General features: G+C 69.0%; 22 protein-coding genes. 15 read left to right on the top strand and 7 right to left on the bottom strand.

The genetic code is table 11. The features are described 5' to 3' along the window. Positions 1–18: 18 nt before the first annotated feature. The gene (locus tag C457_RS12820; protein WP_008095215.1) at positions 19–954 is read left to right on the top strand and encodes a cation diffusion facilitator family transporter; all 936 of its coding nucleotides are present in this window, start codon (positions 19–21) and stop codon (positions 952–954) included. Between the two features lie 15 nt (positions 955–969). Here the strand turns inward: C457_RS12820 and C457_RS12815 are convergent, their stop codons facing one another. After that, entirely contained in the window at positions 970–1557 is a 588-nt protein-coding gene (locus tag C457_RS12815) for a S26 family signal peptidase (RefSeq protein WP_008095213.1), read from the bottom strand. Between the two features lie 89 nt (positions 1558–1646). On the opposite strand from C457_RS12815, the gene C457_RS12810 reads away from it, so the two are divergent. Further along, positions 1647–2135 (top strand): GNAT family N-acetyltransferase, encoded by a 489-nt coding sequence (locus tag C457_RS12810; RefSeq protein ID WP_008095210.1) that lies wholly within the window; start codon positions 1647–1649, stop codon positions 2133–2135. Positions 2136–2178: 43 nt separating this feature from the next. Here the strand turns inward: C457_RS12810 and C457_RS12805 are convergent, their stop codons facing one another. Beyond that, positions 2179–3468: a tRNA (N(6)-L-threonylcarbamoyladenosine(37)-C(2))-methylthiotransferase gene (locus C457_RS12805; protein WP_008095208.1), complete on the bottom strand. Its 1290-nt coding sequence runs from the start codon at positions 3466–3468 to the stop codon at positions 2179–2181. Between the two features lie 263 nt (positions 3469–3731). Here C457_RS12805 and C457_RS12800 point away from each other — a divergent pair, with 263 nt between their 5' ends. The 3 genes from C457_RS12800 to C457_RS12790 all read left to right on the top strand — a co-directional run bounded on the left by C457_RS12800 (position 3732) and on the right by C457_RS12790 (position 6863). Next, positions 3732–4133, top strand: coding sequence for a DUF5518 domain-containing protein (locus C457_RS12800; protein WP_008095206.1), 402 nt, complete (start codon positions 3732–3734; stop codon positions 4131–4133). A gap of 157 nt (positions 4134–4290) precedes the next feature. Continuing rightward, entirely contained in the window at positions 4291–5646 is a 1356-nt protein-coding gene (locus C457_RS12795; RefSeq protein WP_008095205.1) for a PQQ-binding-like beta-propeller repeat protein, read from the top strand. Next, positions 5643–6863, top strand: coding sequence for an outer membrane protein assembly factor BamB family protein (locus tag C457_RS12790; protein WP_008095204.1), 1221 nt, complete (start codon positions 5643–5645; stop codon positions 6861–6863). Before C457_RS12795 ends, C457_RS12790 begins: the two co-directional genes overlap by 4 nt. Before the next feature lie 57 nt (positions 6864–6920). On the opposite strand, the gene C457_RS12785 is transcribed toward C457_RS12790, so the two are convergent. Together C457_RS12785 and deoC are read right to left on the bottom strand one after the other, a co-directional pair. Next, positions 6921–7895, bottom strand: a complete 975-nt coding sequence (locus C457_RS12785; protein WP_008095203.1) for a sodium:calcium antiporter — start codon at positions 7893–7895, stop codon at positions 6921–6923. Between the two features lie 77 nt (positions 7896–7972). Continuing rightward, complete coding sequence (deoC, locus tag C457_RS12780; protein ID WP_008095202.1) at positions 7973–8611, bottom strand: deoxyribose-phosphate aldolase; 639 nt, start codon at positions 8609–8611, stop codon at positions 7973–7975. A 66-nt stretch (positions 8612–8677) separates the two neighbouring features. Between deoC and C457_RS12775 the strand changes: the two genes are divergently transcribed. From C457_RS12775 to C457_RS12755, 5 genes are all read left to right on the top strand, one after another. Further along, entirely contained in the window at positions 8678–9487 is an 810-nt protein-coding gene (locus C457_RS12775) for a DUF63 family protein (RefSeq protein ID WP_008095201.1), read from the top strand. Between the two features lie 111 nt (positions 9488–9598). Further along, a complete protein-coding gene (locus C457_RS12770; protein ID WP_008095200.1) occupies positions 9599–10516 on the top strand; it encodes a carbohydrate kinase family protein in 918 nt (305 codons plus the stop codon). Between the two features lie 78 nt (positions 10517–10594). Further along, a complete protein-coding gene (locus C457_RS12765; protein WP_008095199.1) occupies positions 10595–11119 on the top strand; it encodes a hypothetical protein in 525 nt (174 codons plus the stop codon). Between the two features lie 107 nt (positions 11120–11226). Then, positions 11227–11955 (top strand): nucleoside phosphorylase, encoded by a 729-nt coding sequence (locus tag C457_RS12760; RefSeq protein WP_008095198.1) that lies wholly within the window; start codon positions 11227–11229, stop codon positions 11953–11955. 7 nt (positions 11956–11962) lie between these two features. After that, entirely contained in the window at positions 11963–13387 is a 1425-nt protein-coding gene (locus C457_RS12755; protein WP_008095197.1) for a universal stress protein, read from the top strand. Between the two features lie 38 nt (positions 13388–13425). Here the strand turns inward: C457_RS12755 and C457_RS12750 are convergent, their stop codons facing one another. Beyond that, entirely contained in the window at positions 13426–14664 is a 1239-nt protein-coding gene (locus C457_RS12750; RefSeq protein WP_008095195.1) for an NAD-binding protein, read from the bottom strand. A gap of 100 nt (positions 14665–14764) precedes the next feature. Between C457_RS12750 and C457_RS12745 the strand changes: the two genes are divergently transcribed. Genes C457_RS12745 through samp1 form a run of 3 tightly spaced genes read left to right on the top strand, consistent with a single transcriptional unit; the run spans position 14765 to position 17756 of the window. Next, positions 14765–15976, top strand: coding sequence for a potassium channel family protein (locus C457_RS12745; RefSeq protein WP_008095193.1), 1212 nt, complete (start codon positions 14765–14767; stop codon positions 15974–15976). Next, entirely contained in the window at positions 15976–17469 is a 1494-nt protein-coding gene (locus C457_RS12740; protein ID WP_008095190.1) for a cation:proton antiporter regulatory subunit, read from the top strand. Before C457_RS12745 ends, C457_RS12740 begins: the two co-directional genes overlap by 1 nt. A gap of 23 nt (positions 17470–17492) precedes the next feature. Then, complete coding sequence (gene samp1, locus C457_RS12735) at positions 17493–17756, top strand: ubiquitin-like modifier protein SAMP1 (RefSeq protein ID WP_008095188.1); 264 nt, start codon at positions 17493–17495, stop codon at positions 17754–17756. Between the two features lie 238 nt (positions 17757–17994). Here the strand turns inward: samp1 and C457_RS12730 are convergent, their stop codons facing one another. Beyond that, a complete protein-coding gene (locus C457_RS12730) occupies positions 17995–18840 on the bottom strand; it encodes a hypothetical protein (protein ID WP_008095186.1) in 846 nt (281 codons plus the stop codon). 225 nt (positions 18841–19065) lie between these two features. Between C457_RS12730 and ppc the strand changes: the two genes are divergently transcribed. Further along, positions 19066–21759, top strand: coding sequence for a phosphoenolpyruvate carboxylase (gene ppc / locus C457_RS12725; RefSeq protein ID WP_004974804.1), 2694 nt, complete (start codon positions 19066–19068; stop codon positions 21757–21759). A gap of 399 nt (positions 21760–22158) precedes the next feature. Here the strand turns inward: ppc and C457_RS12715 are convergent, their stop codons facing one another. Continuing rightward, positions 22159–22959 carry an aldo/keto reductase gene (locus C457_RS12715; protein WP_008095183.1) on the bottom strand — a complete coding sequence of 267 codons (801 nt, stop codon included), beginning with the start codon at positions 22957–22959 and terminating at the stop codon, positions 22159–22161. A gap of 88 nt (positions 22960–23047) precedes the next feature. Between C457_RS12715 and C457_RS12710 the strand changes: the two genes are divergently transcribed. Further along, entirely contained in the window at positions 23048–23605 is a 558-nt protein-coding gene (locus tag C457_RS12710) for a maltose acetyltransferase domain-containing protein (protein ID WP_008095182.1), read from the top strand. Positions 23606–23732: the final 127 nt, after the last annotated feature.

Genomic DNA, 23732 nt, shown 5'->3' with positions numbered 1-23732 from the left:
CTCCCGAAAGCCACGGTAATGGAGCGAAAGCGGGCCATCCGTCGAGTCGGATTCGTCGTCCTCGTGGCGAACCTGCTTCTCGTCCTCGGGAAGGGCGGCGTGTGGTGGACGACCGGGAGTCTGGCCCTCGGGTCCGAGGCGGTCAACAGCCTCGCGGACGTTGTCTACAGCACCATCATCCTCGGCGGCCTCTACCTGACGACGAAGCCGCCGGACTGGGAACACCCCCACGGCCACGAGCGCATCGAGCCGTTCATCTCGCTTTTCGTCGCGGTCGGTATCTTCGCCGCCGGCGGGGCGATTCTCTGGCAGAGCACGTCCAGCATCCTCGCCGGAGCCTACGGCGGAGACGCGGGGATGCTCGGCGTCGTCGTCCTCGTCGTCGCGGCGGCGGCCAAGTACGTCCTCTACCGCTACTGCTACTCGGTCGGCCGCGAGCAGAACTCGCCCGCGCTCGTCGCCGCCGGCGTCGACAACCGAAACGACATCCTCACCGCTGGGGCGGCGCTCGTCGGCGTGATCGGCGGGCAGTTCGGCTACCCAATCTTGGACCCGCTGGCCGCCATGGTCGTCTCCATCGGCATCGTCTACACCGGCTACGAAATCGTCCGCGACAACGTGAACTACCTCGTCGGGGCCGCCCCGCCGGAGTACCTCCGGGCGCTCATCGTCCAGACCGCCCTGTCGCACCCCGACGTCTACGGCGCACACGACGTGGTCGCCCACTACGTCGGCCCCGAAATCGACGTGAGCCTCCACATCGAGGTCGAAGGCGACATGACGATTACCGAGGCCCACGACATCGAGACGTGGGTCGTCCAGGCGATTCGGAACATCGACGAGGTCGACGACGTGTTCGTCCACATCGACCCGCGGGAACTCGGCGAGTGGAAGGAAGACGACGAGACGGACCGCTACACCATGTTCTCGCCCGACGGCGGCGACGGTCGCTGACGCGTCGGGGGGTGTTCAGAACAGTTTCTCGGCTTCCAGCCGTAGCGCTCCGAGGTACGGCACGTGGAACTGGCCTTTCGCCCGCACCCAGTCGGGGCGGACCGGCACGGTGATACCCTGCGCTTGGTCGTAGTAGTCGTTGTTGTCCCCGCGGGTGACGTAGCCGGCGTGCGGCGCGGGACAGTTCAGAAGCTCCGCACAGGAGTCCGCGCCGCTCACGTAGGACTCGTTGGCCCGGTCGTACCAGTTCTCGCCCTCCTCGACCCAGAAGACGGCGCGGTGGATGATGGGTGTGGGGTGCGACGGCGCGTCGTAGACGACGACGTCGCCCGGCCCACCGAGCCGTCCGTAGCCCTCGCTCGCGTTGGCCGTGACGACGCCGTAGTCGTCGGCCGCGGGGCCGCCGTAGCGACCCTCCGCGGTCACGACGACGAGGTCGCCGCGTTCGAGCGTGGGTTGCATGCTCCCGCTCTCGATGGCGACCATCGGGGGCCACACGCCGCTCACCGCGAAGAGCACCGCGCCGACCGCGACGACGATAGCGACCGTCTCCAGCGCGTCTCTCGCGAACGTTCGGGGCTCCGATGGGCTGTCGTCGGACACGGGTGCTGTCACCCCGCGGGTCGCTATCAATCTGTTGCTGGGTTCGGCGGAGAGAAACCGTTAGGACCGGGCGGCGCGACGGTCGAATCGTGACCGACGACTACCGCCTCGTCACCGAGTTTCCCGACCCCGAAACGTACGTCGCCCTCCGCGACGCCGCCGGAATGCCTCCCCGGTCGCTCGCGGCCGCCGAGCGCGGCGTTCCGAACACGACGTTCGGCGTGCGCGTCGTCTTCGACGGCGGTGACCGCGATAGCGACGCTGACGTGGCCCGCGGCGACGACTCGGACGAGCGCGTCGTCGGCATGGGTCGGCTCGTCGGCGACGGCGGCACCGTCTTTCAGGTCGTCGACGTGGCGGTTCACCCCGACCATCAGGGCCGCGGGCTCGGCACCCGCGTGATGGACGCGCTCGTGGACTACCTCGACCGCGAGGCCCCGCCGTCGGCGTTCGTGAACCTCCTGGCCGACGTGGACGGCTACTACGAGCGCTGGGGGTTCGAACCGACCGCGCCGGCGTCCAAAGGGATGTTTCTCCGGGTCGGCGAGGACGGCGTTCGGGGGCGCGACGAGCGCTGAGAAACGAGTGCGGTCGGCGGGGAATCGGCGGGGAATCGACCGCTTAGGCAGCGGTGGGCTCGCGCGGGTCGGGCTGTGCCTCGACCGGTTCGGCGAAGGCGTAGACGGTCTGGTGGGCGGTCACCTTCACGCGGGCGAAGTCGCCGGGTTCGAGGCCGTGTTCGGTCGCGTTCTGGACGATTATCTGTCGGTAGGCCTCGTCGCGGCACTTCACGGAATCGCCGGTGCCCTCCTCGACGACGAGCACCTCGCGCTCCGTGCCGACCATCTCGTCGTAGGCGGCGGCGACGATGTCCATCTTCGCCTCGGACATCTCCTTGGAGCGCTCCTTTTTGAGCGTCCCGCCGAGGCCCTTCAGGTCGGCGGCGTCGGTACCGGGGCGCTTCGAAAAACGCGTGACGTTGACCTTCTCGGGGCGAATCTCGCGGAGCAGCTCCATCGACCGCTCGTGGTCCTCGTCGGTCTCGGTCGGGTAGCCGACGATGAAGTCGGTCGAGAGCGTCCAGTACGCAAGCTCCCGGTCGAACGTCTCGACGATTTCTCTGAACTTGTCGACGCGGTGCTGGCGACGCATGTGTTCGAGCACCTCGTCGGAGCCGGACTGCACCGGCGCGTGGATGAAGTTGTAGAGCTTGTCGTGTTCGGCGAACACGCCGGCGAGTTCCTCGCGGATGCCGTGGACGCCGCCGGGGTTGGCCATGCCGACGCGGACGCGGAACTCGCCGTCGATTTCGGTGCAGATGCGGTCCAGTAGCTCGGGGAGCTTCCGGTCGCCCTTGTCCCAGCCGTAGACGCCGGTGTCCTGGCCCGTGATGCGGAGTTCCTTCGCGCCGGCGTGGACGAGCGCCCGCGCCTTCTCGACGTTCTCGTCGACCGACGGGGAATCGACCCGGCCGGTGGCGAACTTCGTGATGCAGTACGAGCAGTTCGACATACAGCCGCGGGCGATTGGCAGGATGCCGACGACGCCGTCCAAGACGGGTTCGACGCCGGGGCCGGGAGTGGGACACTCGCCGTTGGTGACGGCGGTGGGCACGTCGTCCCAGTGGAGAATCTGGGCGTCGATGCCCTCCTCACGGAAGTCGTTGCCCTGCGCGAGCGCCATGCAGCCGGTGATGATGAGGTCCGCCGTCTCCGACTCCAGCTCTTTGGCCCGACGGAGCATGTTCCGCTCCGTCTTCTCCACGACCGTACAGGTGTTCATGATGGCGACATCGGCCTCCTCGGGCCCGTCGACGCGGTAGTGACCGGCGTCGCGGAGCGCGCTCTCGATGGCGCGGCTCTCGCCGCGATTCGAGGTGCAGCCGTATGTCTCGATGTGGTATCGGGCCATTCGGTTATCCCACGTACCGGGTCAGCGGGCAAAAACGCCGCGGTCTCCCCCGAGACCGCCGGCGTCCACGGCCCGTGATATCGTCTCCCGAGTGCTTCGCCCGCTCGACGCGGATGCCGACAAGCCAACGAACGCCGACGAACACGGTGGGCGGAGCGTCGCACCGACCGGACGCTCCGTCGCCGATGAGTCTCGTGTCGGCCGTATCATCCGCCCGAGGACGAATATAATTCATTACCTCAAGAGTTGTATTTAGATTCGCTATGAAGTTCAACATGCGCGCCATCGCCTACGGGTTCATCGCGACCGTAGTCGTCGGCATCCTCGGAGGCCTCACGGTTCCCTTCACGAACGTCACGCTTCCCACGGTCGGCTACCTCCTCACGGGTATCATCGGCGGTCTCGTCGCCGGCTACCTCGTCACGACCGGCATGGCCGACGGTGCGCTCAACGGCCTCGTCGGCACGACGCTGGGCGCGATTATCGTCGCCATCGGCCTCGTGATTATGAACGTCCTGTTCGCGGGCGCGTTCTTCGGCCTGACCGTGTTCGCCGCGGCCGTCGTCGTCATCGCCCTCGCGGGCATCCCCGGCGCTATCGGCGGTGCGGTCGGCAGCATGCTCCACGACCGCTCGGCTGCCCGCCGCACCAGACCCGCGGCCTGAGCCGACTCGGCCCCGGTTCCTGCTTTTCGTCCGCGTTTCGCCTTCCTCCCGCGCCCTCACGCTCCCTTTCACTTCCTTTCACCCCCTCTCACTTTCGCGCCCTCGCCACCGCTCCCGGCGAAAAGTTACTTGTCACGGTGTTGTGCAGTTGTGGTAGATGCGTTCCCGCAGGACACCGCCCGGTTCGCCCTCCGCCCACGACTCGGGCTCGACCGACAGCGACGCTTCGTCCGCCGCTCACAGTCCGTCTTCCGTCGGTTCTCCACGCCGCCGCGACGTACTTCGACTACTCGGGTCGGGTGCGGCCGTCGGCCTCGCCGGTTGCCTCGGCGGCGACGAACAGACCGACGACGACTCCGCCGAGGGCGTCCGCTTCGAAAGCGGCTGGCGGACCTACGCCCACGACGACGCCAACACCGCGTACCTCCGCGAGGGGACTCCCATCTCCGAGCCGACCATCGAATACGAACCCGATTTCGGGATGGACTCCACCGAGCCCGTCGTCGCCGACGGAGTGGGCTACACGCCCGGCGACCCGATGCGAGTAATCGCCCCGGCCGCCGGCGAGGAGTTGTGGGCCGCACAGGGCGAGCGTTGGACCGCTCCCGTCGTCCTCGACGGCGTCGTCTACTCGCTCGGCACGACGGTCCACGGGCCGAACCGGCTCGCGCTCTACCACGCCCGTTCGGGTCGGCTGTTCCGAACTATCGAACTCCCGGGCCGTCCGCAGACGCCGCCGGCGTTCTCCAACGACCGCGAGACGCTGTTTCTCGGCCTCGACGACGAGCGCGTCTGCGCGGTCGACATCGACTCCGGAGAAGTCAACTGGACGCGGTCGCTGTTCGGCGCGGTTCGGCGTCCCCTCGCGGTCAACCTCCATTCGCTCTTCGTGGTCACCGAGGGACAGCGACTCTACTGCCTCGGCACGGGCGGCAGCCCCTTCTGGCAGGTCTCGACCGAAACGGTCGAGCCCGTCGCGCCGGTCGTCGGCGACGAGCGGGTGTACATCGCGGGCTGGGACCGAATCGCCGCGCTCGAACGGCGAAACGGCGACGTGGTCTGGGAGGACGACCGCGGCGTCCACAAGCGACTCGCGTTCGACGGCGAGCGCCTCTACGCCGCCCGCGGGTCGCTCCGGGCGCTCGACAGCGCGACCGGCGAAGAGCGGTGGAAGTACGACCCGCGAGAGACCGTCTCCGCCGCGAGCATCGTCGGCGACACGGTCTACGTCGGCACCGGGCAGGGCGAACTCGTCGCCCTGAATCGAACCGGCGACCGCGGCCTCTTCGGCGACCGCGAGCGCTGGTCGATTTCGCTCGGCCGCAACGTCGGCCACTCGCTGGCCGCGACCAACCGGCGCGTGTTCTGCCCGCTCGTCCGCGACGACGGCCTGTTCAGCCTGACCGTCGTCGGCGACGCCGACCCCGACGCGTCGACCGCGGGAACGACCGCTGCTGCGGGGACGAACGCGACCGCGAGGACAGCCGCGGACGCTGGAGGTTCGGAGTCGTGACGGAACCCGACGCGGACCTATCCAGACGAACGTTCCTCGGAGCCCTCGGAATCGGCGCGGCCGCCGGTCTCGCGGGCTGTGTCGGCGGCGACGAGGGCTCCACCGGCGACGGCCGCGCCGACTGGCCGCACCCGTACTTCTCGCCCGAGGGGACTGGCTACAACCCCCGTTCGACCGGACCGGCCTCGAAGCCGAGCGAGTCGTGGGGCGTCGAGGTCAACGGTATCGAACTGGCGCGCCCGGTCGTGTTCGGCGAGACGGTCTACCTCGCGACCAGCGAGCGCCTCCGAGCGTTTTCGGTCGCCGACGGCACCGAACTGTGGTCGGTCGAAAGCGACCCCCAGAGCGGCTTCCGCTCGTCGGTGACGGTCGATTCGGAGCGCGTCTACATCGGCCACGTCGGGACCAAAACCGGCGTGCTCGCGTACACCCACGACGGCGAAGAAGCGTGGCACGCGCCGACCGAGTCGAGCGTCTGGGCACCCGTCGTCAGACCCGAACCGGACCGCGACCGCCTCTACGTCTCTGACACCGCGGGGAACCTCTACCGCGTCCGCGCCAGCGACGGGACCGTCGAGTGGCGCGAGGAGGTGTTCGGCGCGGTCCGGTCCCTCGCGGCCCGGTACGACACCGTCGTCGCCGGCACGGAGGGCGGCGAAGTGTTCACATTCCAAGACGAGGGCGTCGAGCGCGGCGCGACCGGGCAGTGGCGAACCAAACTCCCCGGCGGCGTGCAGTCGCTCGCAGTCGCCCAGTCGAACGACGTGTTCGCCGGCTTCTTCGGCGCGGGCGTCGCCCGGCTCAGAGGCGGCCTCCGCGCCGGTGCGGTGGACTGGCACCGCGAACACCCCTCCCCGCACGGTTCGCTCGTCGTCGGCCCTCGACGCGTCTTTTCGACCGACGGGACCGGCCTCGACGCCTTCGACAGGCGCGAGGGGTCGCCCGCGTGGCAGGCCGGCGACGACTTCTTCGCCCCGCCCGCCGGTGCCGGCGACACGATATTCGTCTCGGACACGAGCGACGACGGCCGCGTCGTCGCCTACGATGCTGGGGGCGGCGTCGGCCTCGACGACACCCGAATCGGGGCCGAGCGCTGGCGGTACGAACTCGCGGGCGGCGCGCTGACCGGCCCGACGCCGGCGGGCGACGCGCTGTTCGTACTCGAATCCGGCGGCGACGACGGGCCGCGACGGCTCGTCGCGTTGCGAGCCGAGTAACAGAAGAGTGCGAGGGCGGTCGTCCGAAAGAACCGCATCAGGGGACTCCCGGGGCCCTCAGATGAGCCCCAGTATCCACCGGGTGACTTCGGAGGTCGCGAAGAAAGCGCCCTCCAAGCGGGACAGGACCCGCCCCGTCCAGAGCGCGGCGACTATCAGGAGCGTGACCGCGACGAGCCACGCGAACGTTCCGAGCGCCGACCCGCTCACCGCGAGCGGGCTAGCGACCGCCGCGACGCCGACGATGCCCGTGATGTTGAGGATGTTGCTGCCGACGACGTTGCCCACCGAGACCCCGAAACTCCGCTGTCGGAGCGCGACCAGCGAGACGGCGAACTCCGGCGTCGACGTCCCCGCCGCGACGATTGTCCCGCCGATGACCCACTCGGAGACGCCGGCACCACGGGCCAACCCCGACGCGGCGAGCACCATGTAGTCGCCGCTCACCAACACCAGACCCAACCCGCCCAGGAGGAACACGGCGTCTCGTCCGGGGAAGTCGATTCGTTCGGTTATCGGGCGGGTCACGCCGCCGTCGCCGAGCGACTGGTCGGTCGCGCCGTCCCCGTCTGACTGGGACCCCCGGAGCAGGTACGCCGTGTAGGCGACGAACGCCCCGACTAAGAGGACGCCTTCGAGCCTCGTGACCCGGAGGTCGAACAGGACCAGTCCGCCGAGGAGCGTGCTCGCCAGCAGTGCGAGGCCGTCCCGATAGACGAGCGACTCCGCGACCGGAATCACCCGGAGCAGAGAGATGACGCCCAACACGAACGCCAGGTTGTAGATGTTCGAACCGAGGACGTTCGCGACCGCGATGTCGCCCAAACCCTTGTACGCGGCGTCGACCGCGACCGAGAGCTCCGGCGTCGAGGTCCCTATCGCGACGATTGTCAGTCCGATGGTAAGTTCCGAGAGCCCGAACCTCCGAGCCGACCGGACGGCGGCGTCGACCAACAGCCGCGCGCCGACCCAAAGCCCCAGTACTGACACGAAAATGACGCCGATTTGAACGACCGGCCCGCCTCGGAGCATGGTACTGGGTTCTCGGGAGTCGAGTAATCAATGTTGGGCACCGGCGACCGCGCGATGCCAATCGGCCGACGACCGACCTATTCCTCGGGCGCGCCGGCGACGATGTCGACGCCCGACGACGCGCCGATGCGCTCCGCGCCGGCTTCGAACATGGCGACCGCCTCGTCGTAGGAGCCGACCCCGCCGGAGGCCTTGACGGGCAGGTACTCCGCCATGAGCGCCACGTCTTCGACCGTTGCACCGCCGTCGGCGAAGCCGGTGGCGGTCTTGACGAAGGCGGCGTCGGCCTCGACGGCGGCCTCGCAGGCGCGGTGTTTCTCCTCCTCGGTGAGGAGCGACGTCTCGATGATGACCTTCACCGGGATCGGGACGGCCGCGACGACCTCGGAGATGTCCTCGGTCACGAGTTCGTCCTCGCCGGCTTTGAGCCGGCCGACGTTGATGACCATGTCCAGTTCGTCCGCGCCGGCCTGCCACGCGTCGACGGCCTCCTCGCGCTTGGCCGTGGTCGTGTTCTGCCCGTGGGGGAAGCCGACGACCGTCGCCAGCAACACGTCCGGAGCGTACTCGCTCGCCTCGCCGACGTAGCACGGCGGGATGCAGGCGTTCATCCCCCACTCGTCGGCGTCGTCGAGGACGGCCTCCACGTCGGCCATCGTCGTCTCGGGTCCGAGGACCGTGTGGTCGATGCGGGCGGCGAGGTCGGCTCGGTTCATACCCTGTCGAGGCGACCCGAGGCTAAAGAACGTAAGGCTTTCACGCCGCCCCGCCGCGCCTCCTGCATGGCCATCCTTCCCGAGGGGTTCGCGCTCCCGCCGCTTCCCTACCTCGTCGTCCTCGTCGCGGGACTCGTCGGCGTCGGCGTCGGACTGAGCCGCACGCGCCCGACGGTCACGCCCGCCCACGTCGCCGCACTCGTCCCGTGGATGGTGTCGGGGTCGGCGCTGCACGTCCTCTACGTCATCGACGCGCTCCCGCCCGCGGTCGAACCGCTCGCCGGCACGCCCGCGGTCTACCTCTCCGTGGCCGTCGCCGCCGGCGCGACGTGGCTCGCGCTCGACGCGGCCGACCTCGCCTCCCCGACGGCGCTCGCGGTTCCCGGACTGCTCGTCGCCGCCGGACTCTCGGGCTTCGCGCTGTTCATCGGTCTGGCCGCCGGCACGCTCTCCATCGTCTGGCCCGGCGTCGCCCTCGTCGCCGCGCTCGCGGTCACTCCGCTGACGTGGCGAGTCGTGACCCGGGTCGCACCCGAGGCGGCCGCCGCGGGGTCGCTCGGCCTGCTCGCCATCTTCGGGCACGCCCTCGACGCGCTGTCGACCGCCGTCGGCATCGACGTGCTCGGATTCGGCGAGCGGACGCCGCTGTCGCGCATCATCCTCGAAGCCGCCGCTGCGCTCCCGACCGCCGAGGTCATCGGCGTCGGCTGGCTGTTCGTCCTCGTGAAACTCGTCGTGGCCGGTTTCGTGGTCGCCCTGCTCGCCGACTACGTCCGCGAGGACCCGACCGAGGGGTCGCTCCTCTTGGGTCTCGTCGCCGCCGTCGGCCTCGGCCCCGGCGTCCACAACCTCCTGCTGTTCGCCATCGCCGGCTGAGGTTCGGGCCGGGTCGCGACCGCGCCCCGCGTCCACGCTTTGTTTCTCCGCGCTCCGTAGTCGCCCGACCCGGGAGAGTTATCCCACCGGCGAACCGACCTACGCGGACGCATGTCCCGTGTCATCTGCGCCGGCCACGTGAACTGGGACGTCACCCTCCGCGTGGACGCGCTGCCGGAGCCCGACGGCGAGGCGACCGTCGAGTCGCGGGTCGGCGCGGGCGGCGGGAGCGCCGCCAACGTCGCCAGCGGCCTCGTCGGTCTCGACGTGCCCGCCGCGCTCCTCGGGAGCGTCGGCGACGACGAACACGGCCACGCCGCCGTCGCCGAACTCGCTTCGAAGGGCGTCGACTGCCGCCACGTCGTCAGCGTCGACCGCGGCCCGACCACGGTCAAATACATCGTCGTCGACGCCGCTGGCGAGGTGTTCGTCCTCGGTTCGCCCGGCGTCAACGAGGCGTTCGAGGCGACCGACCTCCCGACCGACCCGCTCGCGGTGGCCGACCACCTCCACCTGACGAGCCAGTCGCCCGACACGGCCGCGACGCTCGCCAGACGGGCACACGAGGTGGATACGACGGTCAGCTTCGACCCCGGTCGGCGCGTCGGCGACCGGGGCTACGCCGACGCCCTCCGCGAGGTTGACTACGTCTTTCTCAACGACCGAGAGGCCGCAACCGCGCTCGGCGAGGCGGCGGTCGAGCGCGGCCGAAGCGCCGGCTCGGAGCCCCCGTCCGAGGTCGCCGAGGCGCTCGCGCGGACGACGCTCGTCCTCAAACACGGTCCGCGCGGCGCGGAGGTCAGAGACGGCGACGACCGACACGTTCACCCCGGTTACCCCGTCGACGCGGTGGACACGACCGGCGCGGGCGACGCCTTCGCCTCGGGCTTCATCGCCGCCCGCCTCGACGGGGCCGCCTACGAGCGGGCGCTGGCGGTCGCCAACGCCTGCGGCGCGCTCACCGCGGCCGAGCCGGGCGCGCGGACGCAACTCAGTTGGCGGCGGCTGGACGACCTCGTCGAGGGCTGAACCGACCGCACGCCTCGGTTCGACACCGTTCGGTTCCGACCCGACAAATTTTATCCCCACCAGTCATTCGTCGGGACGATGTTAGACCAGCTCCCGGTCGCCGTCGCCGTCCTCGACGCCGCGTCGAGCCTCGGTGCGGTCGCCGGGCGACTGCTCCTCGGCGCGGTCGTCGGGGTCGCGGCCGCGGTCGTGATGGCCATCCCGATGTGGCGACAGGACGAGGGCTTTACCCCCGCCTACGTCGCCGCGGCGGTCGTCCGACGGACGACGCCCGACGAGGTGAGCTTCGGCGACGCCAACGTCGTCCACCACGCCGCCGGCGCGCTCGCCGGCGTCCTCTACGCGTTCGTCTACCTCGCGACCGACGCCGTCGCGCCGGACCTCGGGGTCGCCGGCGTCGACCTCCCGTCGCATCTCGTCGCGACCGCGGTCGTCGTGGCGTTCATCTACGTCGCGTTCGCCCGCTTCGTCCTCCCGCGCGCCGGCCGGCGAATCTACGAGGAGCGCGCGACGGCGGTGCGCGGGCAGTGGCTCCGCTCTTCGCTCGTCTTCGGCGCGACGTTGCTGGTCCTCGCGCCGGCGCTTTTCACCGGGTTCGCGTGACGGCGGCTCGGTTGGTCGGCCGAGCAGTCGGCCGGCCGTTCCAGCCGATCGCACCCGCCCCCGTTCGAACCGCGTCGTTTTTGCCCGCGACCCGAGTCGGTCGGTACATGGCGAAACAGCCCCATCTCCTCGTCGAAGAAGGCGACGTGAACGACATCGCGCTCATCCCGGGCGACCCCGGGCGCGTCGACCGCATCGCGAAGCAGTGTGACAACGTCGAGGAAGTCGCGCAGAACCGCGAGTACAAGGTCGTCAACGCCGAGTACGAGGGCGTCCCGCTCACCATCTCCTCGACCGGTATCGGCTGCCCCTCGGCGGCCATCGCCATCGAGGAACTCTCCCGCGTCGGCGTGGAGACGTTCATCCGCGTCGGCACCATCGGTGCCTTGCAGGCGGACATCGAAGTCGGCGACATGATAGTCGCCACGGGCGCGGCCAAGGAGGAGGGCACCTCGAAGCGCTACGAGTCCGAAGTCTACCCGGCCGTCCCCGACTACGACGTGCTCACGTCGCTCGTCGACTCGGCGGAGGCCAACGACGAGGACGTCCACGTCGGCCCCATCGTCTCCGACGACGCGTTCTACAACGAGTCCGACGAGTACGTCGACGACTGGAACGCCGCCGGCTTGCTCGCCATCGAGATGGAGGCCGCGACGGTGTTCTCGCTCGCCCGCCGGAAGGGCCTCCGCGCCGGGGCTATCTGCACGGTCGACGGCAACCTCGTCGCCGGCACCCAGAAGGGAGCCGACTCGGACGAGGAACTCCCCGAGAAGGCCAAGAACAACGTCGAGCGCGCCATCTCCATCACGCTCGACGCCGTCACCGACCTCGCGTAACCGAACCGTGGACCTGCGCCACCTCGCGGCCCGAGCGGTCGCACGCGCCGGCGCGCTCCGCGCCCGGCTCCGCCGGATAGAGCGGCGTGAGATGGTGGCGTTCGGTCGGTGGATAGAGAACACGAACAACCTGCTTCACCTCTCGATTCTCCTCATCATCCCCGTGCTCATCGCCGGGGTGACGTTCGTCTCCAACTCGGTCAGCACGCTCTCGTTCCTGCTGTTCCCGCCGCTCGCGTCGGGGTCGTACACGCTGTTTTCCGACCCAGAGGGGCGGTACGCGTCGCCGGTGAAGTTCGTCGTCGCACTCACTATCGGCGCGCTCTGCGGCCTCGTCGCGGTCGGTTTTACCGGGTGGACCTACGGCCCGACGGGGACCGCAATCGTCCACCCGTCGGCGGCGGCGCTCGCCATCTTCCTCGCGGGGGTCACGACGTGGCTCCTCGACGTGGAAGCCCCCTCCGCGTTTTCGACGGCGCTCCTGACGCTCGTCACGGGCGACGTGAACCCCGAGGAGTACGTGGTGAGCATCTTCTTCGCCAGCGTCGTCATCGCCATCGCGTTCACTATCTGGCGCGAGCAGTTCTACGAGCGCCGCGCGGAGTACCTCTACGGGACCGTCCGCGGCGACGACCACGTGCTCGTCCCGATGCGCGGGGAGGCGGCGACCCAGACGGCCTTCTTCGCCGCCCGACTCGCCGCCGCCCACAGCGCCGGCAAGGTCGTCCTCCTCGACGTGCTCCCGCCGGCGGCGACCGCCGAGGGCGACGCGGACGCGGAGACGAACGCCGGCGGCGAACTCGACACCGACGCCGACGCGTCGGTCGAGCGCCTCGAATCCTGCGCGCACCAACTGCGGACCCGACTGGGCGTGCCCGTGGAGGTCGCGGTCGCCCGCGGCGACCCGTTGACCGCGACGACCGAGGCCGCGGCGAACACCAACTCGGACCTCGTGGTGACGCCCTACGAGGAGGATCGCGGCCTGCTTTCCGATTACATCCGCGGCCTCTTCGGCGGGTCGTACGACACCGTGGCGTTTCGCTCGACCGGTGAGACCACCCGCTGGCGGCGCATCCTCGTCCTCGTCTCGCGGCCGGGCGACTCTGCCCACGCGATGATAGACTTCGCAACCCGCCTCGCCGGGCAGACCGGGAGCGTGAGCGTCACGACCTGCATCTCCTCCGAGGTCGAGCGCCGGCCCGCGGAGTCGAAACTCGCCAATCTGGTCGAAACCGCAGACGGGAACATCGAGACGCGGGTCGCCCGCTCCGACGTGACCGACTTCATCGCCTCGAACGCCGCCACCTACGACCTCGTGGTGCTCGGGTCCAGCGGCGACCGCTCGCCCGCCTCGCGGTTCATCTCGCCGCCGACGTTCGAGCGAATCCGCGAGATAGACTGCGACGTTGCGGTGTTCGACCGCGGGCACTGAGCGCGCGGTTGTAGAGTCAGAGCGGAGGCGGCGCGCGGTTACGAGCGGTTCGTCTCGTCGGTGTCGTCGGTCTCGTCGGCCGCACCCTTCCCGTTCGTCTCGACCGTCTCGTCTACGGTCGGGTCGGTGGGCTGTTCGTCGAGCAGCCGTTCCTCGATGGTTTCGAGGCCGCTCCCGCCGACGGCGGACTCGGCGAGGAAGTGACCGCCGAGCGCCGCCGGGCTGATGACGGTGTTGGCCCCGGCGCGGCGGAGCTTTCGCTCGTTTTCGCGCTGGGTCGCCGCCGCGACGATGTGCACGTCGGGGTTGAGCTGTCGCGCCGTGAGGATGGCCAGCGCGTCTTCGGCGTCGTTGTTGGTGGCGACGACGACCGAGCGGGCGGCGTCCACGCGGGTCCGCTGGAGCGCCTCCTCGTCGCTCGGGTCGTCCGTGACCACGTCGTAGCCGCGGTCGGTGAGGCGCTTGGCGCGGCTCTCGTCGGGCGTGACGATGACGACGCGGGCGCGGTCGCCGAGCTCTTCGAGAATCGGTTCTGTCAGTTCCCCGTAGCCGAGGACGAGGACGTGGTTCTCCAGGATGTCGAGTTGTGATTCGGTCATGCGTCCGAGTGCTTTGGTGAGTCGCGCTTCGATTGCGGGCGTGAGCAGGACACCGAGCGCCACAGCGAACGTCGCCACCGTGAGCAACAGCGCCGAGATGCCGAACAGCTTTGCGATGGCGGTCTGTGGCGTGATGTCGCCGTAGCCGACCGTGCTGCCGGTGACGACGCCGAAGTAGAACGCGTCGAACAGCGTGTCGATGCCGTTGAACTGCTCTCTGAGCGCCCACGCCCCGGCGGTCGCGTAGGTCTGTGCGCCCGCGATGGCGAGCAGGGCCGACAGCTGTGTCGCCGTCAGGTCGAGGTCGCGGTCGAACGCCCTGTGGTTGAAAAGCAGGAGCGCGAGACTGATAAGCGAGAGGCCGACGAGGGGTGCCGCCCGTTCCGGCGACTGGATGAGCCCCTGCGCGGCAGTCACCGGGAGCAACACCGCGGTCGAGTACCACGCGGCGCGGTAGCGTCGGCGGAGTCCGAAGACGCTCGCGAGGAGCAGAAAGCCCGTCAGCGTCCCGGTGAAGCCGGCGGTGATGCGGACCGCTTCCGGGATGTACGGTGCCAGCACGCCGCCGGTGACCGGGGAGCTGATGTTGAGGATGCCGATGGCGACCGATAGGACGGCGGCGAAGAACACCGTCCCAATCGTCGCGCGGGCACCGACCCACTCGCGTACCGAAGCCATGTCTCTCCCAGTTCTGGCGTCCGAGGCCAAAAACGGTCGGGTATCGGCCTGTCACGGGCGCGTCGTCACGTCTTTATTCCGTCGGCGAGTGTACCGGTCCATGGCTTCACTCCCCGTCGAAGTCGTTTACGGGCTGTACTTCGGCATTCTCACCGGGCTCGTCCCGGCCGCCGTCGCGTGGCTCCTCGGATTCGGCTTCCGCTACGTCACCGGCGTCACCGTTCCGGGCCTCGCCGTCGTCGTCCTCAGCGTCGCCATCGCGGGCGCGAGCGGCGGTCTCATGGCGCTGGCCGACCCGACAATCACCCAGTCGGAGAGTCAGGTCAGGCTGACGGTCGCGCTGCTTGTCGTCTTGATGGGGTCGCTGTACGCGCACAACCGCGGGGACGCCTTCGCCAACGACATCCCGCGGAAGATGTCGCTGCGAAAGCTCACCGAGCGGTCGCTCTCGACCGACGTGGTCGAACTCGTCGGCGGCCGCGGACAGGTCAGCGTCACCGTCACCGGTGAGGTCGGCGATATCGAGGGCTACCCGCCGGTCCCACTGGACATCCGTACCAGTATCCGAAACGGCGAGTGGACGTTCCCCGCCGACATCCCGCTCGTGGAACTCGAATCGCGGTTCGCCGACCGCCTGCAGAACGAGTTCGACCTCGCCGCCGTCGAGGTCAGACTCGATGAACGAGCCCGTGCGACCGTCTCCGCCGCGGCCCCGGTCGGCGGTCTCTCGAAGCGCCTCCCGACGGGCAAGCGCGCGGTGTCGGTGACGGCGCTCGTCCCGACTGGACTCGCGCGCGGCGACGAGGTGGTCGTCGTCACCGACGGCGGCACCGTCCCGGCGAGCGTCGCCGGAGTCGAATCGGTCGTCGAGACCCCGAGCGACGCCGACGAGGACGAGGACGAGGACGACGCCCCGAAGGCCGCGCCGCGCACGCCGACGGCCGTCGGCGGCGAAGGCCGCGTCACGCTCGCGGTCGACCGAGGCAAGGTCGAATCGCTTCTCGGGAGCGACGTGAAGCGGTTCATCGTCACCTCCCGCGGCGTCCGCCGGGAGTTCGAACTCGTCTCCCTGCTCCGCCGCGCGGGCAAGCGCTTCTCGCGGCTCTCAGTCCGCGCCGAGAGCCCACTTGACGGGGTGACACTCGGGAAGGCCGGCGTCCGCGACGGCTACGGTGTGGCCGTTCTCGCGGTCCGCCACGGCGGGAACTGGACGATTGCGCCGCGGGGAGACCAGGAGATTTCCGCCGGCGACACGCTCTATGCGGTCGGGTCGAGAAGCGACCTCACCGGCTTCGAGGAGGCGGTCGCGTGATGTTCGCCGCCCTCGCCTCGGCCGCCGGGCCCGCTTCGGCCGCACCCGCCGCCGACCTGCTCGCGGCGGTCGGGGGGTCGGCGACCGCCGGACAGGTGTCGATTCCGCCGGCGGACGACTCGCTCGTCCTGCAGATTCTCCGGTTCGTCGGACTCGTCGTCGGCGCGTTCGTCGTCTCGGCGATCGCCTCGCTGCTCTACCGGTGGTACACCCGGGAGATAATCCCGCGGGCGCTTTCGGTCCTCTTCGGCGGGGCGGTCGTCGCGCTCTACCTGAACACGATCGGCCTGTTCGGCGCGTTCACCACCGGCACCGAGACCGAGGTGTTCCAACTCGACACCGTCCTCTTCAACACCGTGTCGCTCCTTGGCGGAGCGCTTATCGCGCCGGTCGGCCGCGTCGCTGGCGACCGACTCGCGACGGACGTGTTCGCCGTCGCGGGCGCGAAGGAACTCGACGCCGACGTGAGCCGACTGGTCCGGACCGTCGGCCGCGTCACGTCGGTGACGCTCCCCGAGGACATCGGCGACATCGAGGGGTACGACCCGGTCGGCGAGGCCGTCAAGACCCAACTGAGCGGCAAGACGCTGCTGTTCCCCCGGCGGCTCAGCGAGGCCGAGCTCCGCGACCGACTCGCGACGCGCATCAAGGACGACCACGGCGTCGGTCACGTCGACGTGGAGTTCGAAGCCAGCGGGAACGAGGTGTCGTACCTCGCGCTCGGCAGTCGCGCGGCCGGCCTCGGGCCGACGCTCGCACCCGGCACCGTCGCGGTCGCCATTCGCGGCGACCCCGGTTCCGGCGCGGCCGCCGGCGACCCCGTGCAGGTCTGGTCGGTTCCGAAGCCGGCGGCTGACGACGAAAACGACCCGTCGGGCGACGCCGTCGCGGGAGCGACCGACGCGACTGAACCGGCCCAGTCCGCCGAACCGACGACCGAGACGCCTCCCAGCGGTTCGGGGTCGTTGTCCGACGGCGGCACCGACGCGCCGGCCGCGCCGGCCCGCGTCGCCTTCGGCGAACTTCGCGGCGTCGCCGACGACGTGGCGACCGTCGCCCTCGACGAGGAGGACGCCGACCGCCTGACGAGCGGCGAGCAGTACCGACTCGTGACGCTCCCCGCGGACCCCCACGTCGACCGCGAGTTCGCGTCGCTCCTCCGGAACGCCGACGAGACGATGGCGGTCACGACCGTCGCACCGGGTGCAGACCTCGACGGACTGGCGGTTTCGGACGTGGACACGACCGTTGTCGCCATCCGGTCGGCGAACCGCCCGGTGGACGCGATTCCCGGCCGGGGACGCGAACTGGCGGCCGGCGACACGCTCTACGTCGTCGGCCGGCCGGAGGTCCTCCGAAAGGTCGAACGCCGGGCGACGACCGACACGAGCCGAACTGACGGCGGGGGCGACGGAGACGGAGACGGAGACGGAGACGAAAACGGCGACTCCGACGGCGACGCGCCGCGGTCGTCAGGGGCGCAATCCTCATGAGCGCCGGGCGACGAGACGGGAGTATGGAGTGGAAGCTGTTCGCCGACCTCGCGGAAGTCGCCGGCACGCGGACCGTTCGGGTCGACGTCGACGGCGACGCGACCGTCGGCGACGCGCTCGACGCCCTCGTCGGGGCGCACCCGGCGCTCGAATCGCGGGTGTTCGGCGACGACGGTGAACTGTACGACCACATCAACGTTCTGCGAAACGGCGAAGCCGCCGCGCTCGGCGAGGAGGCCGCCGCCGGCGACGAACTCGCGCTCTTCCCGCCGGTCAGCGGCGGCTAGCGCGCCGGCGCGTCGGAGCGCCGAGCGAACCGGCGAATCGAAACCATTCTCGGATTCGACCCACATCCCGCGAGCGGCGGCTCCGTCGGCATTCGTGGGCGGAAGACGAAAACGAGGCCACGGGCTCGAAACGAGCGGCTCGTCGGGGCGGAAACGGGTCGTTCGGGAGTCGGAAAAGAGAAAACGGCGGGAACGCGTCGCGGTCGGACTCGAAACGGGAGGGCGGCTTCGAGGGTCGTTACTCGCCCGGGCGCGGCAGCGCCGTAAACAGCGTCTGGACGATGGAGAAGGGGTCGTAGATGGACTGGTGGCACTGGCAGTAGACCCCGTTTTCGCCGCCGAACGTGGCGGAACTGGCCGTCTGCTTGTAGCCGGGGACACAGCAGAAGTGGGTACACTTGTTGAGCCACGCGATGACGCCCTGGTCCGTCGAGGCGGCGAGCCACTCGTTGTCTTGGGCGGCCTCCTCGATGCGCGTCGAGCGGAGCACCTGAATCGGAATTGTGTCCTCGGCGTCTTGGGAGCGCCAGGTGCCGGTCGCGGGCATCCCGATGCCGGCCTGTCCGATGCCGTTGCCCCAGGTCTCGTACTCGTCGAAGTCGTTGACGTTCAGGCGGTCGCCGGCGCTGTACGTCTCGGACTGCCAGTCGTACCCGCCGTTGTCGGAGCGGAAGTAGTTGTCAGACTCGTAGGTCGGGTTCAGGCCCTCGTAGGTCTGCACGCCGCAGTACTGGTACCAGTCCTGCGAGTAGGTGACGCCCGTCCCCTGGTAGTCCTCGGTGAGGGCGAGTTCGACATCCACACCGTTCTGGGTGATGGTCTGTACCTCCGGCCAGACGCCGCGGATGTAGCCCTCGTCGTCGATCTCAATCGGAATCTGCGGCATGCCGCGCGGTGCGGGACCGCCGGTGTTCTCGATGGCGTACGCCTGCGTCGGCCCCCCACCGGTCCCGGTGGATGACGTTGCGGTGTTGATGGCGGCCGCGCCTGTCGTTCCCACGCCCGCGAGCGCCGCTCCCCCGACGACGCCCTTGACGAACCGACGGCGACCCGAGTCGGCGGGGTACTTGTCGCTATCGCTCATACTCCCACCTTCGAGGCGGCCAGTAAAAGCGTGACGAATCCACCGTGGTAGTACGCCCCACGAAACGGCCGCCAGCGAGGGGGTTCGACCGCTCGAACGCGCGGAATTCGTCGGTCGTCGAAAACTGGACGAAAACGTTCGTAACGTTCGTTTAGAACCGACTTCCGGGCAAATTTTCGACGTTACTCGTGGCCTTTTAGAATGTGCTACTCGTATCCGAGTACGATGCGATTGCACACCAGAGACGTGCGGCAAGATGTTCGCGAGCTCGGGGCGTTGCTCGGGGACGTGCTCGAAGCGCAGACGTCGACGGCGTCGTTCGAGACGGTCGAAGAGCTTCGGCAGGCGGCCATCGCCTACCGGAAAGGCGAGTCCGGGTCGCGCGAGCGGCTCTACGACGTGGTCGGCGACCTCGAACCGGAGCGCGAGAGCGTCGTCGCCCGCGCGTTCACCACCTACTTCGAACTCATCAACCTCGCCGAGGAGCGCGAGCGTGTTCGCGTCATCCGCGAGGCGTCACAGGAGGGGACGCTCGAAGACGGTATCCTCGACACGCTCGACGCGCTGGACGACGAGGAGGTCGACGAGGAGCTTCTGGGACGGGTCCTCGAAGACGTGCTCATCGAACCGACGTTCACGGCGCACCCGACCGAGGCCCGCCGCAAGACGGTGAAATCGAAGCTCCGCTCCATCGCCAACCGGCTGGAGACGCTCGACGAGCGCCGCCTCACCGACCTCGAACACGACCAGGAGTGGCGGCACGTCGTCGCCGAGGTGACGAGCCTCTGGCAGACCTCGCAGGTCCGCGACCGCCGCCCGGAGCCGACCGACGAAGCCCGCAACGTCCAGTGGTACCTCGAAAACACGCTTTTCGACGTTGTCGGCGAGGTGTACGAGGAACTCGAAGAGGAGCTTCGGGCCGAGTACCCCGGCCTCGACGTGCCGAAGCTGTTCGAGTTCCGGTCGTGGGCAGGCTCCGACCGCGACGGCAACCCGTTCGTCACGCCCGAGGTGACAGAGGATACGCTCGAACGCCAGCGCAGCGTCGCCCTGGAAAAGTACAGCGACTCGCTCAAACGTCTCTCCGGTGTGCTGAGTCAGGACGCGACGCGAATCGACCCCGGCCACGAGCTCGAACGCTCGCTGAAGGCCGACCGCGAACTCCTCCCCGTCGTCGCCGAGGAGGCCGACGAGCGCTACCCCAACGAGCCGTACCGCCAGAAGCTCAAACTGATGCGCGAGCGACTCCGCCGCGTCGAGGACGTGCGGCCGAACGGCTACGCGGACGAGAGCGAACTCTTGGCCGACCTCGAAGTCATCGACGCCAGCCTCCGGCGGACCGGCGCGGCGCAGGTCGCGGACGTGTACGTCGAGCCCCTGATGCGGCAGGCCGACACGTTCGGCTTCACCCTCGCCAGCCTCGACCTCCGCGACCACCAGGAGAACCACACCGAGGCCGTCCACGAGGCGCTCGCCCACGAGGGCCTCGACTACTACGGGAGCTCGGAGGAGGAGCGCGTCGAACTCCTCACCGACGCGATTTTGCAGGAAGAGCCGGTCGTCGACCTCGAAGACCCCGGTGACATCTCCGAGACGGCCGAGCGCGTCCTCCGCCGGTTCCGCAAGCTCGGCGAGTGGCAGCGCGAGTACGGCGTCGGCGCTATCGACACCTACTGCATCTCGATGACCGAAGAGCCGTCGCACGTCCTCGAAGTGCTGTTCCTCGCCGACCAAGCGGGCGTGGTCTCTCTGCCCGACCACTGCGGCATCGACGTGGTCCCGCTCCTCGAAACCGAGTCGGCGCTCAACGGCGCGCGCCGAATCATGGGCACGCTGTTCGAAAACGAGGCCTACGGGACGGCGCTCGCCGCCCGGAACGACGTCCAGGAGATTATGCTGGGCTACTCCGATTCGAACAAGGAAAACGGCTTCCTCGCGGCCAACTGGGACCTCTACAAGAACCAGCGCCGCCTCGCCGACATCTGCGACGACTTCGACGTGACGATGCGGCTGTTCCACGGCCGCGGCGGCTCCATCTCCCGCGGCGGCGGTCCGATGAACGAAGCCATGCTCGCGCTCCCGAACGAGACCGTCACGGGACAGATTAAGTTCACCGAGCAGGGCGAGGCCATCGCCGAGAAGTACGCCAACCCGCGAATCGCGGAGCGGAACCTCGAACAGATGCTCAACGCCCAGATTCGCGCCCGCCTGCAGGCGATCCGGACGCCCGAAGAGGAGGTGCCCGACCGCTGGGTCGACGCCATGGACACCATGGCGACCGCCGCCCGCGAGGAGTACCGGAACCTCCTCGAATCCGACGGTTTCGTCTCCTACTTCGAGCAGGCGACGCCCATCACCGTCATCGAGGAACTCAACCTCGGCTCCCGGCCGGCCTCTCGGTCCGACGAGCGCAGCGTCGAGGACCTCCGCGCCATCCCGTGGGTGTTCTCGTGGACCCAGTCGCGGTGTATCCTCCCCGGCTGGTACTCGCTGGCCGCCGGCGTCAACGCCTTCCTCGAAGACGGCGGCGACATGGACGACCTCCGCGAGATGTACGACGAGTGGGCGTTCTTCCGGAGCACGTTCGACAACGCCGCGATGGCGCTGGCGCGCACCGACCTCGAAATCGCCACGGAGTACGCGAACCTCGCCGACGAGGAGCTCCGCGAGGAGTTCTTCACCCGCCTCACCGAGGAGTACGAGGACGCCGCGGACCTCATGCTCGACATCAGCGAGCGTAGCAGTCTCCTGAAGCGCGAGTGGCTCGAAGAGAGCCTCCGCCGCCGCAACCCCTACGTCGACCCGCTGAACCTGCTGCAGACGCACCTGCTGTCGCAGACCCACCGGACCGACGAGGAAGAACAGACCCTGCGGCTCACGGTCAAAGGAATCGCCGCCGGGATGAAGAACACGGGATAACGCGATGCCGACGCCCTCGGCCACCCGCCGAGACCGTCGTCGCCGCGCCGTCGGAACCGATTAGGCCCGACGGAGATCGTACGGGTTCGAACAGACCGGACAGGTCTGCCGCGCGACGCGATACTCGCTTTTTAACCGCTGTCTGACACCGTCGAAGTCGGCGTCGCCCTCGTATCTCGATTCCACTTCCTGTCCGCAGTGCGGGCACACCACCACCGTTACCATATTCGCCAGTACGGCCGAGTCCATCATATATGTTCACCCTGTTTGTGGCGGGGACCCACGGCCCGCTCTATCAGGGATTCGTCGGTGACGAAGACGACACACAGCGGGCCGTTCGCGGCGAAAAATGAGGATTCTCAGCGTCACCGGTATCGGTCAGGGTTGAGTCGACTCAGGTCAGGCGTGGTTCCACGGCGCTTCCTCGAAGTCGACGATGCGGTGGGTCGAATCGAGGTCGTCGATGGCGGCCACGTCCTCGTCGTCGAGGTCGAGGTCGAGCGCGGCGAAGTTGTCGCGGATGTGGTCGGGTGAGGCGGCCTTCGGGATGGGCGTCGCACCCTTCTCGATGAGCCACGCGAGGGCGACCTGCGCCGGCGAGGCGTCGTGCTTCTCGGCGATGTCGACGATGACCGCCTCGTCGGCGACTTGGTTGCGCGCGATGGGCGAGTAGGCGACCAGACGGTGGTCGTGTTTCGCGGCGTGTTCGCGGAGTTCGCGCTGCTGGAGCATCGGGTGCATCTCGACCTGGTGGGCGAACACGGACGCGTCGAGCGTCTCGATTGCCGATTCGAGCTGGTCGGGTCGGAAGTTGCTCAGGCCGACGTTGGCGATGACGCCCTCCTCGACGAGTTCGTCGAGGGCCGCGAGCGTCTCGTCCTCGTCGTAGCTGTCGAGCGGCCAGTGAACGTACAGCAGGTCGATGGTGTCGACGCCGAGCTTTTCGGCGGACTCGCGGGCGGTCTCCAGCACGTCGTCGTGGCCGAGGTTGTCGGTGTCGAGCTTCGTCGCCACGAACACGTCGTCGATGTCGACGTCGGATTCGGCGAGCCCCTCGCCGACGAACTCCTCGTTGTGGTACATCTGGGCCGTGTCGACGTGGCGGTAGCCAACGTCGAGGGCGGTCTTGACGGCCTCGACGCACTCGTCGCGGTCTTCGAGCTTGTACGTCCCGAAGCCGAGTCGCGGGAAGTCCTTCATGCACGGGTGGTCGTGGGCGGGCGAGTCAAATCCTGCGGTTGCGGAAGTCGTGCGTACACTTACCACCGCTCCCCCAGTCATCGAGGGTATGCCCTCCGAGAAGGAGAAGATGCTCGCGGGCGAACTGTACGACGCGAGCGACCTGGAACTCGTCGCGGAACGAAAGCGCGCGCGGCGGCTCACGCGCCTGTTCAACGAGACCGACGAGACCCAAATCGAACGCCGCGAGGAGCTGATTCGGGAGCTGTTCGGGGAGGTCGGCGACTCGTTCGAAATCGAGCCGACGTTCCGCTGCGACTACGGCTACAACATCCGCGTCGGCGAGCGGTTCTTCGCCAACTTCGACTGCGTCTTCCTCGACGTGTGTCCCATCACGCTCGGCGACAACTGCCAGCTCGCGCCGGGCGTTCACATCTACACCGCGACCCACCCGCTCGACGCCGCGGAGCGAATCAAGGGCCTCGAGTCGGGGGAGCCGGTGACCATCGGCGACAACGCGTGGCTCGGCGGCCGGGCGGTCGTCAATCCCGGCGTCACCATCGGCGACGACGTGGTGGTCGCCTCGGGTGCGGTCGTCACGAAGGACGTGCCCGACTCGGTGGTCGTCGGCGGTAACCCGGCGCGGGTCATTAAAAGGCTGGACTGACCGGGGACGCGCCGCCGAGTCGGCGTCATCGTCGCGTCGCCGTCGCGCGATTCTCGCGGATTCGGGAGCGTGCGGTGCTCTGGCACACGATGTTCCCTCCGAAATGGTTTTGAAGTACGCTCGCACA

The sequence above is a fragment of the Haloferax prahovense DSM 18310 genome (assembly GCF_000336815.1).
In the GTDB taxonomy this organism is placed as follows: Archaea; Halobacteriota; Halobacteria; order Halobacteriales; family Haloferacaceae; genus Haloferax; species Haloferax prahovense.
This window is presented reverse-complemented; position numbering and strand designations above follow the sequence as displayed.

What these genes read in the sequence shown, in the direction of transcription:
- C457_RS12820 (WP_008095215.1), top strand. Translation starts at nt 19, where the DNA reads ATGGAGCGAAAGCGGGCCATCCGTCGAGTCGGATTCGTCGTCCTCGTG.
- C457_RS12805 (WP_008095208.1), bottom strand. Translation starts at nt 3,468, where the DNA reads ATGGCCCGATACCACATCGAGACATACGGCTGCACCTCGAATCGCGGC.
- C457_RS12800 (WP_008095206.1), top strand. Translation starts at nt 3,732, where the DNA reads ATGAAGTTCAACATGCGCGCCATCGCCTACGGGTTCATCGCGACCGTA.
- C457_RS12795 (WP_008095205.1), top strand. Translation starts at nt 4,291, where the DNA reads ATGCGTTCCCGCAGGACACCGCCCGGTTCGCCCTCCGCCCACGACTCG.
- C457_RS12785 (WP_008095203.1), bottom strand. Translation starts at nt 7,895, where the DNA reads ATGCTCCGAGGCGGGCCGGTCGTTCAAATCGGCGTCATTTTCGTGTCA.
- deoC (WP_008095202.1), bottom strand. Translation starts at nt 8,611, where the DNA reads ATGAACCGAGCCGACCTCGCCGCCCGCATCGACCACACGGTCCTCGGA.
- C457_RS12775 (WP_008095201.1), top strand. Translation starts at nt 8,678, where the DNA reads ATGGCCATCCTTCCCGAGGGGTTCGCGCTCCCGCCGCTTCCCTACCTC.
- C457_RS12770 (WP_008095200.1), top strand. Translation starts at nt 9,599, where the DNA reads ATGTCCCGTGTCATCTGCGCCGGCCACGTGAACTGGGACGTCACCCTC.
- C457_RS12765 (WP_008095199.1), top strand. Translation starts at nt 10,595, where the DNA reads ATGTTAGACCAGCTCCCGGTCGCCGTCGCCGTCCTCGACGCCGCGTCG.
- C457_RS12760 (WP_008095198.1), top strand. Translation starts at nt 11,227, where the DNA reads ATGGCGAAACAGCCCCATCTCCTCGTCGAAGAAGGCGACGTGAACGAC.
- C457_RS12750 (WP_008095195.1), bottom strand. Translation starts at nt 14,664, where the DNA reads ATGGCTTCGGTACGCGAGTGGGTCGGTGCCCGCGCGACGATTGGGACG.
- C457_RS12745 (WP_008095193.1), top strand. Translation starts at nt 14,765, where the DNA reads ATGGCTTCACTCCCCGTCGAAGTCGTTTACGGGCTGTACTTCGGCATT.
- C457_RS12740 (WP_008095190.1), top strand. Translation starts at nt 15,976, where the DNA reads ATGTTCGCCGCCCTCGCCTCGGCCGCCGGGCCCGCTTCGGCCGCACCC.
- samp1 (WP_008095188.1), top strand. Translation starts at nt 17,493, where the DNA reads ATGGAGTGGAAGCTGTTCGCCGACCTCGCGGAAGTCGCCGGCACGCGG.
- C457_RS12730 (WP_008095186.1), bottom strand. Translation starts at nt 18,840, where the DNA reads ATGAGCGATAGCGACAAGTACCCCGCCGACTCGGGTCGCCGTCGGTTC.
- ppc (WP_004974804.1), top strand. Translation starts at nt 19,066, where the DNA reads ATGCGATTGCACACCAGAGACGTGCGGCAAGATGTTCGCGAGCTCGGG.
- C457_RS12715 (WP_008095183.1), bottom strand. Translation starts at nt 22,959, where the DNA reads ATGAAGGACTTCCCGCGACTCGGCTTCGGGACGTACAAGCTCGAAGAC.
- C457_RS12710 (WP_008095182.1), top strand. Translation starts at nt 23,048, where the DNA reads ATGCCCTCCGAGAAGGAGAAGATGCTCGCGGGCGAACTGTACGACGCG.